The organism is Candidatus Methanoperedens sp. BLZ2 (genome assembly GCF_002487355.1).
Taxonomy (GTDB): Archaea; Halobacteriota; Methanosarcinia; order Methanosarcinales; family Methanoperedenaceae; genus Methanoperedens.
This window is the reverse complement of record NZ_NTMG01000065.1, coordinates 1-12,513: the sequence shown is the minus strand read 5'-3', so window position 1 is coordinate 12,513 and position 12,513 is coordinate 1. Positions and strand designations below refer to the sequence as shown.

The window sequence follows — 12,513 nt, the reverse complement described above, 5'->3', positions numbered from 1 at the left end:
TGCCAATACTTGAGCACAGACCTAATTTTTCTCTTGCTTTCCCTATATGCAAAAGAAGCAGCTTCGATGCTTTTATCGGATCTTCTTCAATAATGAACTTTGCGCCAAAGAGTTCCTCTGATTTCTGGGTCAGTAAAGTAACAACTTCAGGTCCTCCAAGAATTGGCGGCGCTCTTCCCAGGTGAACCGTAATACCCAGCGCTACGGTGCCTGCTCCTATTGCAGCGGCCTTTTCAGCCACCCAATCGGAAGCTGACGCAGCTACAGGCATATCTTTTAATGATATGCCCATCTTCTGTGCAAGTGCAATTGCCAGGATGATGGGCCTTGAGTTGTCAACGCAGCTCCCGAAATGCCATACAGGAGGAAGCGGCTTTCCAAGACCTGCTATATCACCAAGCGATCTCAATATTCCTTTTAATTTATCGCCTGCAAATTCCATTGTAGCATCAGGGGTAAGAAGTCCCCCTCTTGCACATGCCTGCGCAGAACATCCTGTTGAGAAAACAAGTACGTTCTGCTTTAATAATTCTTTTACAATGATTACCTGGTTGGATTCGGTCATTTCCGGGCTTATGCAGCCTGCCATAAGGACAATACCATTTATGTCTCCTGACTTTATACTTTCTATTAATGGTTTGAACGGGTCTTGCGGATTTATTGCAGCAAGAACACCAAGAACGTTCTCAACCGAGAAACCTGCCATCAGGTCATGAGACTTTTCTTGCGGCAGGAAGATCCTGTGTCCTCTTTTCGGGAAATTCTCAATCGCCGCATTCAGGATACTTTTTGCAGCATCATCCGCATTTTCTTCATCGAAAGGTATATGCTGCGCACTTTTGAATCTTGCTTCTTTCATAGTTGAAATGATCTTTGTATGAAAATGCCTTGCAACATTCTCAATATTGGGATAAATACACTGGACATCAACGACTACGGCTTCAGCAAGTCCTGTCGCAATTATAAGTTCCTGGTGAATATTACTTCCTGCGATCGGAATCCCATGTCTCATCAATGCATCGTTCCCTGTGCAGCAGCAGCCTACTATATTTATGCCATTGGCACCAAGGGATCTTGCTTTTTCAAGGAGCAGGGGATCATCGGAAAATTCAATGATCTTCTCTGAAAGTAGTGGGACATGGCCCTGGATTACCACATTCACTTTATCTTTTTCAAGCACATTGAACCCGATCTTTGAAGAAAATATTTTCGGGGTGCCAAAAAGCACATCCTGTAATTCGGCACTTATGATAAGTGATGAAATATCAGCAACTCCCAGCCTTGCTGCATGCAGTACGAACCCTGCGGGATCAGCCATGGTACCCATAGAGGTTTCATGCCCCGAATCAAGCAATTCCCTACCTGCTGATCCGGGCATTACTCCGAGTTTTGAAAGATTTTCGAAAATATCAGGAGGATAATACGATCTGGCAAATCTCATGTATTTTTCATCTCCCATGATATCGGATATTGCCACTTCTGCGACAGCTGCACCCATGGCTTTGATCCCCTGTTTTGTGCAATTGATTTCCGTGCAATTGATTTTCCTTGCGACCGATTCTAATTTTATCGGTTCTTTTATCGTGAATGATGTATTGTTCCTGACTGTCTTGAGTAACGTTGATGCCACATGCAGGGCATGAGATGAATGTGCTGCCGTACCTCTTCCTATCATCATGAGAAGATTTCGTGCCACAATTGTATCAGCACTTGCACCGCATGTTCCCTTTAAGGAACGGCCTGAGATCCTGCACGGCCCCAGCATACATTGCTTGCAGCATATTCCTCTTGAACCAAAATTACATTTTGCTTTCTTGCATTCCCCGGCACCATAATTACCATTCCTGTGAAAAATGGTTTCTATTCCCAGCACATGTGCGTGCCTGATCATTTCATCGGTTGCATTATCCGGGTTTTTTATTTCTCCATTCTTCATTGTACCACAACACGAAGAGGTTTTTAATGAGTTATATAGGTGCTATAATATTTTAATGCTCAAAATAATTATTATTATTATGAAGTTACTTTTATTGACCGAAAACATATTGATTAATTTTAGGAGTTGGACACAGGAAAAATATCTATAATAGATAGTCGAAAATTGGATGCAGGAATTGATAAGAAATGTTTCGAATTATCTTCGTACTGGACATACTTAATGGTATTGTAGTGCACGCAGTGAGAGGCGAGCGGGCAAAATACAGGCCTGTCAAAAATAGCCGGATTTGCGATTCATCTGATCCGCTTGAAATGATTTCCACAATTGGACCTTCGCAAGTGTATATTGCCGATCTTGATCATATCCAGGACATTGGTGATAATTTTGGGGTGATAGAAAAAATCTCCCAACGAACAAACACTATGGTGGATATTGGCGTAAAAAATATGGACGATGTCCGTGAGTGTGTAAGGATTGCAGATACAGTCATCATTGGCACTGAAACCGCTTCATTAGATATTATAGAAAAAGCAGCCATCCAATTTCCAGGACGTATCAATGTGAGTATGGATATGAAAAATGGGATTGTATTGACAAAAGATCTGAAAATGGATGTGCGGCCTGAAGAACTTATAAGAAAATTGAATGAATTTGACCTGAAGGATATTATCATACTGGATTTAGGTAAAGTGGGAACAAGCACCGGGATAAATACGGATTTTTTAAAAGAAATGGCTGGAATATCAACGCACAAAATCCTTGTTGGCGGCGGAGTAAAGGATCTGGATGATATCGTTGTCCTTCAGGAATTGGGCATTGATGGCGCGCTTGTAGCAACTGCAGTGCATAATGGCAAAATACCGATAGAACTCATTTATTGAAACACACTTCTCTATATCCGCACCCTTCACAAAATTGCGCCTTCCATTCTTCCAGAATATCGGGTACTATAGCAGCTATCATCTTCCAATCAACGATCTCACCAGGAACAAAACCCAGCAATCCCAGCGCTTTTTTGTCCTGGACCAGTATCGTTTCATCCGTATATTCATGGCTTGCGCATTTTTCATCTTTAAGATACGGGCATTTTGCACATACTTCATCCGGCCCTGATACTATTTCTACTTTTTTTTTGGTGAGGACTTCATAGATATTTCTGATAAAATCTTCAGAGTAGCCTTCACCCCTGAAGAAATTAAGACAAATGAGATGATGACCGCGAAGTTTTGATCTTGATTCGCGATCATTTTCAGATTCAAATTTCAAACTCTCATCCCTTGAAATAAGGATTGTATTCATTCGTATAAAAATCTGAAGGCTTGTACTGCCCTTCGCTGATCCTTCCATCCTTCACAAGCCAGTCTATCCAGAACTGCACATCGCTATCCTGAAGAAGCGCATGTTCTCTCACGCCAAAACCCTTCCAGTATTTTGCCATGTCAGGATTCCCGCCTTTGTCTTTCATTATTTCGGCAGCAAGTTCCCGGGCCTCTTCGGGATGATCTTTTGCCCAGTCCGCCGCTTTTGCACTTCCCTCCACGAACAGCTTCACGGCCCGGGGATTCTCCTTTATGAATTTCTCGGACATGAACATGCCACAGTGGGTCTGGTTCCCTATTATATCATAATCAGTAAACAATACCCTGACACCGCCTCCTGCTTCCATCCTGTCGATCTGGGCTCCCACAGGGGCGACCACATCTACAAGCCCCTGCCTCAGAACTTCCTCCTGGTGAGACATTACAAGAAGTTCCACATCATCCTTTGACATATTATTTCTCGAAAGATATTCGCGCGTCACATATTCAGCATGGGCGCCAAGTGTATGGACTGCGATCTTCTTTCCTTTAAGGTCTTTTGCGCTCCTGATTGTGCTGTTCTCAAGCACTATCCACCTGGATAGATAAGGTGTCCCCTCATACCAGCCCTCAGGTGAGTTACCCATTGGTCCGGCGACTGCCTGGATTTGCGCCCCGCGCACTTTTGCATTAATTATCGAAACCCACGCGGAATGCCCCACATCCGTACTTCCGGTAGCTACGGACATAATATCCTCAGGTCCTCCCGTATTTGTACCCAGGCGACTGATGTTTATTCCCGTAAGATACCCGAGTTCGCTTGCGAACTCATACGGTTCGACAACGGCTGACGATGAAAGATAACGTATTGTAACCACATTTTCTTTTTCATTTGTCAAATTACCTTTTTGCGAGATTTTTTCACCAGTCAGACAGCCTGCCAGAGCGATCATGGCTATAACAATAACTGCTCCCAGAATCTTTATTTTATTGTTCATTTTAAACACCTGTTTTCATTTAACAACCTTATATTTCTTCTTTCCATTTGACTACTTTTTTTTCTATCCATACAAGAGAATAATTTGTGATCAGCCCCAGAACTGCAAGCACCACTATCGCAGCATACATTTCAGGTATCATAAAATTGAATTCCCAGTTTTTGATAGAATATCCCAATCCTGAAGTCGCACCTATCATCTCGGCGGCCACAAGCACAAGCAGGGAATGAGTGGCTGAAAGCCTCAAACCAACGAATAATGAGGGAAGCGATGAAGGAAGGACTACTTTCCTGAATATGGACAGGTCATTTGAGCCCATTGAGCGTGCTGATTTGATCAACAGGGGGTCAACAGTTTTTACACCATTTATGGTATTAAGCAGCAACGGCCACTGGGCGCCCCAGAATATCACAGCGATCTTTGAAAATTCACCAATTCCAAAGAACAACAGGAATACCGGGAACAGGGACAATGATGATACCTGACGCATCGCCTGTATTAACCCGTCCGAGATCTCTTCAAAACCTTTGTACCAGCCCATCAACAGTCCGAGGGGGATCATTGTGATCACAGCAAGCGCAAATCCTGTAAAAGCGCGCTGGAGGCTGATGCTTGTGTGAACCCAGAGTTCACCCGATACGATAAGCTTCACCAGTGCCTGGAAAACTTCGGATGGGGGCGACAGGAAAGTTTTACTTATTATCCCGCTTGCAGGTAATAATTCCCAGATGATCAAAAAAGTGATCAGGGCAAGACTTTTTTTGAAATATTCAGATGCCATGCGCCTCCTCCCTTACAAGAATTCCTGCATCTTGTCTTATTCTAATGAAATCCTGTGTGAGCCTGTGTTCTTCCTGCCGCGGGCGGGAAAGCGGCACATCAATTATCTTTTTTATAACACCGGGTCTTCCTGACATGATTGCTATCCTGTCCGCGAGGAAAACTGCTTCTTCGATATTATGAGTCACGAACAGGACTGTCTTTTTTGTTTTATCCCATATGTGAAGCACCTCACCCTGCATGATTTCTCGTGTCTGTGCATCAAGAGCTGCAAACGGTTCATCCATGAGCAAAATATCAGGATCGTATGCCAGCGCCCTTGCAATCGCTACACGCTGCTTCATTCCTCCGCTTAGTTCATGGGGATAATGGTTTTCAAAACCTGAAAGGCCAACAAGGCAGATATAATCCATACATATTTTCTTTATTTCCAACCCTCGCACTCCTTTTTCTTCAAGGCCATAAGCTACGTTTTCCATTACTGTTCGCCATGGGAACAATGCATATCCCTGGAACACGATCCCTCTGTTATGGTCAGGACCGTTGATACGAACACCATCGATATAGATGCTGCCGGATGTTGGTTTTATGAGACCTGCCACGATCTCAAGGAATGTTGATTTCCCGCAGCCGCTTGGACCTACGATAGCGAAGAATTCACCATCCTTGATCTCAAGGTTTATGCCGCCAAGGGCAACAGACATTGCTCTGCCACTTTTATTTGGAAATTCCTTTTTTATATCCTCGGCTTTTACCTTGATCATGTTTTCCCACAATTATTCCGGGGTCTTACTTCATCTATCTGTTACACATATCTATATAAAAAACTTTTTGTTAATTAAAAACCAATATTCGAAGAGCTCTTATGACTTCTCCTTGCCCATGCAGCATTTTTTATATTTTTTCCCTGAACCGCAGGGGCATGGTTCGTTTCTTCCGATCTTTTCTTTTTTCTTCAATGAGCTAATCACTTCAGCTTCGAAATTATCATCTATATCGGAGTCGCCCTCAAATCCATCATCCTCTTCTTCATATTTTACCAGATGAAGACATTCAATATTTTCCCTTGAGAAATGGTCTAGAGGATCTTTTGTATTTCTCTTAAAATCTTCTTTATCCATCTCAGAAAAAACACCATTTATAACCTCTTCGATGTCATCTTCTTTCACAAAAGGATCGTCAATCATTCCATCCTCAAATGCTCTGTGGATATCAGGCATTACAGAAGGGTCATGGAATGATGCAAGATCATCAGCAACAAGACCAGCGAATATGCCATCTTGAGTGCTTTTTAGCAGCGTTTTCAAATGCAGCTTTATGTCATTCTGATGCTCTGGAAATTTTTTTCCCAATGCTACAAGAGCCGATGTTGCTGCTGACCTTACAAAAGTCTCCAGGGTTTCATCCATCGTAAATTTCTTTATAGGTTCAATGAAATCTTCCCCGAAAGCAACCAGCAGGCTTGCTACTTCTTCTGTCACCCAGTCATCCAAATCATCTTCATGATATCGTATTATATCCAGTAAAAGCTCGAATGATTCTTTGTTCTTAATAAGTGCAAGTATATGTATTGAATGAAATGGAGACCAACCATCCCCATAGTAATTATTGCGCCAGTGTTTGCCATCCTGTAACAATTTCCTGAGATAAAAAACCGCATCATCCCTTTTTGCGATCTCCTGCGCAAGCTGTTTATTTACATAAAGCCCGAGTTCGGCCATTATCTCTATCAATACTGCTGTCGGATATCCGGGAAGACCTTTTTTTAAATCGTCCCATTCATATTCAGTTTCCTGTTTTATTAGATCTGCAAAATCTTCATCTATATATGGTCCCATTTTCATTCCTCTTTTCCTGATTTTCCAAGTTCATTATACCAATCCCAGAGAACGTCATGATATCTCTCTTTTTAGGCATAGACAGACTCCTCAATTATTTGAGGTTTTATTAAAGGCTTTAAAGCATCTGGAGTTACAAGGTCAACCTTTGCTCTTAGCTTTTCGCTCAAATAATTCTCAAGATCTATGAACTTAAAGAAACCCACCGGCGCATCAAACTCAATGAGCATATCGATATCGCTTGTTTTAGTTTGCTCTCCCCTTGCGTAAGAGCCGAATATGCCGATGCTTTTGACTTTGAATTTTTCCTTGAGGTAAGGGAGCTCTTTTTTCATGGTTTTCAGAATTTCTTCTTTGCTTTTCATAATTTCACCTTTATCATTAACCACATTTTATCTTAATATTATGCCTTTTGCCATATATTTCAATACAACAAAGTCCCAAAGGATCAACTTTGTTCCATATGTAACATATTTGTTCCATCATTGTGCTTCAAGAACTCCAAAAGCTTTATTGTGCTTTAATGTCCCTCTTATCAGTAGCAGGTAAGACCTACCAGACATGATATGTATCATTTCGATAAATCGAGGGCTGCTTTTGGTGTAATAATCTTAATCATTCCATACTCTTTCAAATCAAGAAGATGCTTATCTCCTGAAACAATATAGGAAGCTCCAGATGTGACAGCGCATTCCAGTATCATGTTATCATCCGGATCAGCTTTTATGGCATCTATTTTGATCTCAGGATTTACGACATCTGCGAACGAAATAATGGCTTCAACTAAAGTAACATCAAAGCAGAGACAAAGACGTTTGTGTCAAAAACAAATTTCAGCATCTCTTATCTTTTCGTGCTCTGTGCGCTTTGATTTCTTTTTCCACGTCTTCTTCTGTCAAACCTCTGGCTTCGGCTTTTTCCCTGAGGGGCATTAAAATATCCCTTATACTTTTCTCAAATATTTCGGGTTTAACCCTTTTCAAAAGTATGTTTTCACCTTTACTGAAAACCAGAAGTTTATCCTGTTCTTTCAAACCGAGCATTTGCATTATTTTCTTGGGTATCACTATCTGTCCTTTAGATGAGATGGTGACCATATCGATTGTTTCATTCATAGTAAGGTATATCTTGTTTGTAAGACTTAAACTTTTTGCATAATATTTTATTCTTCCACTTTCATCCTCTTCCTCCCCGTCAGCAATTCATTCATCAGCCCCTTCTTCATCCTCTCCAGCTTCTCTTTCCTCCTGCGCTCAAGCTCCAGCTTCCTGTCAACCGCGCTCAAAATCTCGGCGATGCGGCGCTGTTCGGGGAGAGGGGGGAGGGGGATTTGGAAGTTTTCTACTTCTTCTTTTCTGATTGCCTTAAATGTTGAACCCATTGATAGTGATTCAAATTTTTGAGATGTTAATATTTACGTCGCCAACTGGTGCTCTTACTGAAAGTAGTATGTCATTTTTCTCAGCGATTTTTATCGGTTGAGAACATGAATGTATAGGTGTGGATACGTATCTCCAAATTCAGCATTACCTTGTAAAAATGGCAGTCCGTCTCCTTTGTCATTGTAAGTTGAAGATAGGGGAGATTGTCCCATAATCAAATCTGCAATCCTTTCATCCCGAAGCTTCACTACTTCCCATTCTTCAGGTATTTCTCTAAGCTCGCTGAGTTTGTAGCTGGATTTTTGATTTACAGCAGGATTCATAGACTTCTCACCTGCTCTATGATTTGTTTAATCTCTTCTGGCACTTCCATGCCCTCTTTCAACATCTTTCTTGACACATATCTACCGACACGAGGCTTACTTTTTCCAACAAATTTCACGGCTTCTTCCCGGAGTTCCTTCGGCAGAAGATCATCAAAATCACCCGGTAGAATATACGATTTGCAATTAGGATATCGATCGTTAATTTTCTTGACTATCACACTAGCATCATTATCAGCAATAATGAAATAGGGTATTTCAAACCCTTCACACAACTTAACAAAAAATTCAAATGTCTCCTTCCCGCCCACATTAATTACACTCGCTCCATTTTCATCGAAATTGTATCCAGTTTTTGAAGCAAAAATTGGTAAAGCTCCAAGTTCGGTTGGACCTTCGACTAGTATAACCTTTCGTGCGAAAAATAACTCTTTTGTATCAATATCTAAAAATTGTTCCAACTTAAAAAAGTCTTCTTCTGTAAAATAATCTTTTGACGGTTCAATAGTTTCTGTTTGTGCCTCTTTTTGAACAAATCTTATAATACTGCTATTTTTGTTCAGATTTACAAAGTATGGAGAATGAGTTATAACCAGGATTTGGCCATCTTTTGTTCCTTCTATAAAAGAGCCTAAACCTCTTTGTGCATGTGGATGGAGGTGTAACTCAGGATGATCTATACAAAGAACTTTGTCGTAGTGAGCTATCAGGTGAGTAAGTATAAGAAGTGTTTCTAAAATCCCTGCTCCCAAATAAAAGGTCGTAGATTCTATACCTGCTTTTTGTATAAGTATTTTGATTTCGTTGTTTTCTCTTAGAACATCTAATTCAAGAATAGGAAAAAGGTTATGGAATTTTTGTCTGATTTGTTCAAACTTTTCCTTTTGCTGAGGTCTGCCATTCTTTAAGTTGAATAAAACGCTAGCAAGTTCCCGACCAGTCGGAGATGTCTGAAAATCAACCAATGCTTTCTGCGGTTTTTCTCTGAATTCTTCGATTACAATTATACTCTGCCTTAATATTTTGAGAATATCTTCAGGAATATTATCATTAAGAACTATTTGAGTTGGAACTGAAGAAGTCTTATTAATATCTAAAAGATCTTTGATTATTTGAATTAAGGTTTTATTTTTTTGTGATTTGAAATCTTGAATGATTTGGTTCCAACTAACCTCTTTGTGACTCTGATTCTGATACAATTCTCCAATCCAAGCAGTACCCCCTCGACCTTTTTTCCCAATCTGCAACTCACCTAATTTGAAAATTAAGGAGGATAGGATTAATGTTTTTCTTGATTCGTATTCATATTCATAGGTCAATTTGTCAGTAAAATTTTCTTTGAAGCTGGTCACTGTTAGAGGAAGCTCCAAAATTTCAATGATTTGTTTTATTTGATTCTCATCAAGAATATATTCAAGCCGTATTTTTATTATTTTATTTTGATTACCAGCATGCCAATCTTCCTTATCCCAAGCAATTTGTGGTTCTAAAATCCTTTTTATCGCCTCAAAAATTGATGACTTCCCGACATTATTATCACCTATAAAGGTTGAACAATTGGTTGAAAGTGCTAACTCTAAATCTTGCTCGCCAATAGGGCGAAAATTTCTAATGCAAATTTTTTCAATTTTCATCTAATAGTCACCCTTCTCAAAAATATTTTTTTGTTTATCTTTTTTGTTTTCCCCCTCAATTTTGTAAAGTACCTCCCATTCCTCCCACACCATCCCAACCTCCGTATCATTTAGTTTGTTCAACGCCTACACCCTTTTCTTTCTTTGAAAATTCTTTTTCACGGATATTTTTTTCAATATCTTCAACAACCTTAGAAATCGAACGAATCATATCGAGAACGTATTTTTTCTCTACTGGATATGGCACATCTAGGGGTACCTTTGTTTGGGTCTCATTCTTGAACTTTTTATCCACAATTCCCGATTTATGAACTATCAAGTGACGAAGTTTGATGAAGTTTTGAATACGTTTTTTGACACTTTTGTTTTTGAAAATGTTATCAATTTTAAGAATTCGAGAATATAACTCATTTATCTGTTGTGTATCGTAAAAGTTAAACTTTTCAGCAACCAAATGTCCAAGTAGATTTTCCCAATCATAACCAGATTCTCGTAGTTTAGAATAGTTCAATGAATCTTTCAGTTCTTTATAGAACTTATCTTCGACGGATTTATTTTTTGCCACTAATGTCACTACCGTATCTTTTAGATATGTCTCAAAAGAACCAACAATTATGACAACTGCCTCTTGGTAAAGAGGCCTTTCATATACAGTTTGAAGACTCTCAAAAATATTCTCAAGCGACTTTATCGACTCTTTTATTTCTTTTTGTTTGTCTTTAATTCTTTCTTCCATCCTTTTTGTAAGTTCTTCGTTAATCTGAATCTTTCCCTCGGTTTCTTGTAAAATATCCTTTCCTAGTTTTTCAAAGATTTGGCTGAAGTTGAATTTTCCTTCAACAAGCTTATCGAGAGTATCTTGAATTGTTATAAGTGCCTTGGCTTTTCCAATGTTATACTGGAATGTTTCGTAATGAATTCGATCAGTTCTTAGCATACATAATCCCATATTTCGATATTAATGCACATTTCTGCAGTTTCGTAGTCATAAGTTAGCGTCATTTTTTCTATCAACATTCCCGAACCAATTCTCCGGCATCTCCCCTATCTCTGTCATCCTGCCGCCCTCCATTCTCATCCCCCCGCGCGGCTCGTCCGCAGATGAACGGCAGGCGGCGCACGCGCCGGGGTGGAAAAGACCTTTAACCGCAAAGAGCGCAAAGATTCCTGCTGCGCTGCTTTGCGCTCTTTGTGGTGGATTATTTCGCCAAATCTCGTTATAGGAATGTATCTGCGTTCATCCGCCTTCATCTGCGGTTTTTTATCGTCATCAATTGCCGGAGCAGGAGCGTGGATTCCAGCATCTTCAAAGCCCTTCATTCTTCAGAATCTCCCTTATTTTCTGTTCCAGTGCTGGAAGCTCATTTTGAATAATATCCCAAACTATGTTTTTACTCACACCAAAATACTCGTAAATAAGAATATCTCGCAGACCCGCGATGCTTCTCCAGTCGTAACCATATTTAGATCGAAGCTCAGGAGGTATATTTTTAGCAGCCTCCCCAATAATCTCAAGATTTCTGACAACTGCATCGTTTGTCCTGTTATCAGCGGAGAACTCTTCAAAAGATAGAGAATCTGTATATTCTTGTATCCGCTCTATGCAAGTTAAAATATCATTAAGATACAGCTTTGTTTCCCTATACATATACTGCTTCCTTTAAGATGTCATCTTTGATCAGCGGCTTCAGGGTTTCGAGAATTACAAGGTCAACTTTTTTTTTCAGGGTATCCTCTAAAAAGAATTTGAGACCCATGTAGTTCTTGAACGTTTCCTTCCCTTCCTCAAATTCTACCAGAATATCTATGTCGCTATGCTGCGTTTCCTCCCCTCTGACAATAGAACCAAAAATACCTGTGTTCTTAACACCATATCTTTCCCTCAGGCGCAGCTTGTTCTTATCAAAAAAACACTTTATTTCCACAAACGATTTTCCAGGTATCATACTTCACCTCTTTGTATATTATTTTCTTATTCATATATTCAACCTATCGCATAGATTTTTCCTTATCCTGAGTATGCCAATCTCCTTCATTCTTCATTATTCCATGCTTATCCCCGCCGCCGCTCGACCGCAGATAAACGGCAGGCACAGGCTGTGGCGGCACGCTCATGTGCCGGGGCGAAAAAGACAATTAACCACGGAGAGCACAGAGGACACAGAGGTTCATACTACACTGCTTTGTGCCCTTTGGCGGCGGGTTTTTTTGTCAAATCCCGCTATGCGTATCTGCGTTCATCTGTGTTTATGTTAACCTGCTGTTTTATGTCGAGTAGAGCCCATAGCCCACCTTTTATCGAGGTAATAGCCCCAAAGTTA

The 12,513-nt window shown here is 40.3% G+C and carries 17 protein-coding genes; 1 reads left to right on the top strand and 16 read right to left on the bottom strand.

What is annotated here, in order from left to right; translation table 11 throughout:
* A partial coding sequence (cooS, locus tag CL181_RS12580) for an anaerobic carbon-monoxide dehydrogenase catalytic subunit (RefSeq protein WP_097299662.1) occupies positions 1–1,936 on the bottom strand: 1,936 nt, incomplete at its 3' end.
* 188 nt (positions 1,937–2,124) lie between these two features.
* Here cooS and CL181_RS12575 point away from each other — a divergent pair.
* Positions 2,125–2,820 carry a HisA/HisF-related TIM barrel protein gene (locus tag CL181_RS12575; RefSeq protein ID WP_097299661.1) on the top strand — a complete coding sequence of 232 codons (696 nt, stop codon included), beginning with the start codon at positions 2,125–2,127 and terminating at the stop codon, positions 2,818–2,820.
* Here the strand turns inward: CL181_RS12575 and CL181_RS12570 are convergent.
* The 15 genes from CL181_RS12570 to CL181_RS12500 all read right to left on the bottom strand — a co-directional run bounded on the left by CL181_RS12570 (position 2,810) and on the right by CL181_RS12500 (position 12,138).
* Positions 2,810–3,205 (bottom strand): DUF1284 domain-containing protein, encoded by a 396-nt coding sequence (locus tag CL181_RS12570; protein WP_176505207.1) that lies wholly within the window; start codon positions 3,203–3,205, stop codon positions 2,810–2,812. The genes CL181_RS12575 and CL181_RS12570 overlap by 11 nt on opposite strands.
* Before the next feature lie 4 nt (positions 3,206–3,209).
* Positions 3,210–4,235: an ABC transporter substrate-binding protein gene (locus CL181_RS12565; RefSeq protein ID WP_097299659.1), complete on the bottom strand. Its 1,026-nt coding sequence runs from the start codon at positions 4,233–4,235 to the stop codon at positions 3,210–3,212.
* A 28-nt stretch (positions 4,236–4,263) separates the two neighbouring features.
* Positions 4,264–5,016: an ABC transporter permease gene (locus CL181_RS12560; protein ID WP_097299658.1), complete on the bottom strand. Its 753-nt coding sequence runs from the start codon at positions 5,014–5,016 to the stop codon at positions 4,264–4,266.
* Entirely contained in the window at positions 5,006–5,779 is a 774-nt protein-coding gene (locus CL181_RS12555; protein WP_097299657.1) for an ABC transporter ATP-binding protein, read from the bottom strand. Before CL181_RS12555 ends, CL181_RS12560 begins: the two co-directional genes overlap by 11 nt.
* Positions 5,780–5,878: 99 nt before the next feature.
* Complete coding sequence (locus tag CL181_RS20475) at positions 5,879–6,853, bottom strand: DUF1186 domain-containing protein (protein WP_176505206.1); 975 nt, start codon at positions 6,851–6,853, stop codon at positions 5,879–5,881.
* A 71-nt stretch (positions 6,854–6,924) separates the two neighbouring features.
* Positions 6,925–7,218 (bottom strand): nucleotidyltransferase family protein, encoded by a 294-nt coding sequence (locus CL181_RS12545; RefSeq protein ID WP_097299655.1) that lies wholly within the window; start codon positions 7,216–7,218, stop codon positions 6,925–6,927.
* Between the two features lie 206 nt (positions 7,219–7,424).
* Positions 7,425–7,628, bottom strand: a complete 204-nt coding sequence (locus tag CL181_RS12540) for a putative toxin-antitoxin system toxin component, PIN family (protein ID WP_097299654.1) — start codon at positions 7,626–7,628, stop codon at positions 7,425–7,427.
* A gap of 58 nt (positions 7,629–7,686) precedes the next feature.
* A complete protein-coding gene (locus CL181_RS12535) occupies positions 7,687–7,968 on the bottom strand; it encodes an AbrB/MazE/SpoVT family DNA-binding domain-containing protein (protein WP_097299653.1) in 282 nt (93 codons plus the stop codon).
* Positions 7,969–8,015: 47 nt separating this feature from the next.
* The gene (locus CL181_RS12530) at positions 8,016–8,267 is read right to left on the bottom strand and encodes a restriction endonuclease subunit S (RefSeq protein ID WP_255251562.1); all 252 of its coding nucleotides are present in this window, start codon (positions 8,265–8,267) and stop codon (positions 8,016–8,018) included.
* Between the two features lie 57 nt (positions 8,268–8,324).
* On the bottom strand, positions 8,325–8,558 hold the full coding sequence (locus CL181_RS12525; protein WP_097299651.1) for a hypothetical protein: 234 nt from the start codon (positions 8,556–8,558) through the stop codon (positions 8,325–8,327).
* On the bottom strand, positions 8,555–10,192 hold the full coding sequence (locus tag CL181_RS12520) for an ATP-dependent endonuclease (RefSeq protein WP_097299650.1): 1,638 nt from the start codon (positions 10,190–10,192) through the stop codon (positions 8,555–8,557). The genes CL181_RS12525 and CL181_RS12520 overlap by 4 nt, the downstream gene beginning before the upstream one ends.
* A gap of 106 nt (positions 10,193–10,298) precedes the next feature.
* Positions 10,299–11,129 carry a HEPN domain-containing protein gene (locus tag CL181_RS12515; protein ID WP_097299649.1) on the bottom strand — a complete coding sequence of 277 codons (831 nt, stop codon included), beginning with the start codon at positions 11,127–11,129 and terminating at the stop codon, positions 10,299–10,301.
* A gap of 137 nt (positions 11,130–11,266) precedes the next feature.
* A complete protein-coding gene (locus CL181_RS12510) occupies positions 11,267–11,512 on the bottom strand; it encodes a hypothetical protein (protein ID WP_097299648.1) in 246 nt (81 codons plus the stop codon).
* Complete coding sequence (locus tag CL181_RS12505) at positions 11,499–11,840, bottom strand: DUF86 domain-containing protein (RefSeq protein WP_097299647.1); 342 nt, start codon at positions 11,838–11,840, stop codon at positions 11,499–11,501. The genes CL181_RS12510 and CL181_RS12505 overlap by 14 nt, the downstream gene beginning before the upstream one ends.
* Positions 11,833–12,138, bottom strand: coding sequence for a nucleotidyltransferase family protein (locus CL181_RS12500; RefSeq protein ID WP_097299646.1), 306 nt, complete (start codon positions 12,136–12,138; stop codon positions 11,833–11,835). Before CL181_RS12500 ends, CL181_RS12505 begins: the two co-directional genes overlap by 8 nt.
* Between the last annotated feature and the right edge of the window lie 375 nt (positions 12,139–12,513).

Excerpts from the sequence above, each read along its gene's own strand:
- CL181_RS12555 (WP_097299657.1), bottom strand. The coding sequence starts at position 5,779 with ATGATCAAGGTAAAAGCCGAGGATATAAAAAAGGAATTTCCAAATAAA.
- CL181_RS12565 (WP_097299659.1), bottom strand. The coding sequence starts at position 4,235 with ATGAACAATAAAATAAAGATTCTGGGAGCAGTTATTGTTATAGCCATG.
- CL181_RS12500 (WP_097299646.1), bottom strand. The coding sequence starts at position 12,138 with ATGATACCTGGAAAATCGTTTGTGGAAATAAAGTGTTTTTTTGATAAG.
- CL181_RS12525 (WP_097299651.1), bottom strand. The coding sequence starts at position 8,558 with ATGAATCCTGCTGTAAATCAAAAATCCAGCTACAAACTCAGCGAGCTT.
- CL181_RS12545 (WP_097299655.1), bottom strand. The coding sequence starts at position 7,218 with ATGAAAAGCAAAGAAGAAATTCTGAAAACCATGAAAAAAGAGCTCCCT.
- CL181_RS12505 (WP_097299647.1), bottom strand. The coding sequence starts at position 11,840 with ATGTATAGGGAAACAAAGCTGTATCTTAATGATATTTTAACTTGCATA.
- CL181_RS20475 (WP_176505206.1), bottom strand. The coding sequence starts at position 6,853 with ATGGGACCATATATAGATGAAGATTTTGCAGATCTAATAAAACAGGAA.
- CL181_RS12520 (WP_097299650.1), bottom strand. The coding sequence starts at position 10,192 with ATGAAAATTGAAAAAATTTGCATTAGAAATTTTCGCCCTATTGGCGAG.
- CL181_RS12515 (WP_097299649.1), bottom strand. The coding sequence starts at position 11,129 with ATGCTAAGAACTGATCGAATTCATTACGAAACATTCCAGTATAACATT.
- CL181_RS12535 (WP_097299653.1), bottom strand. The coding sequence starts at position 7,968 with ATGAATGAAACAATCGATATGGTCACCATCTCATCTAAAGGACAGATA.
- CL181_RS12510 (WP_097299648.1), bottom strand. The coding sequence starts at position 11,512 with ATGAAGGGCTTTGAAGATGCTGGAATCCACGCTCCTGCTCCGGCAATT.
- CL181_RS12575 (WP_097299661.1), top strand. The coding sequence starts at position 2,125 with ATGTTTCGAATTATCTTCGTACTGGACATACTTAATGGTATTGTAGTG.
- CL181_RS12560 (WP_097299658.1), bottom strand. The coding sequence starts at position 5,016 with ATGGCATCTGAATATTTCAAAAAAAGTCTTGCCCTGATCACTTTTTTG.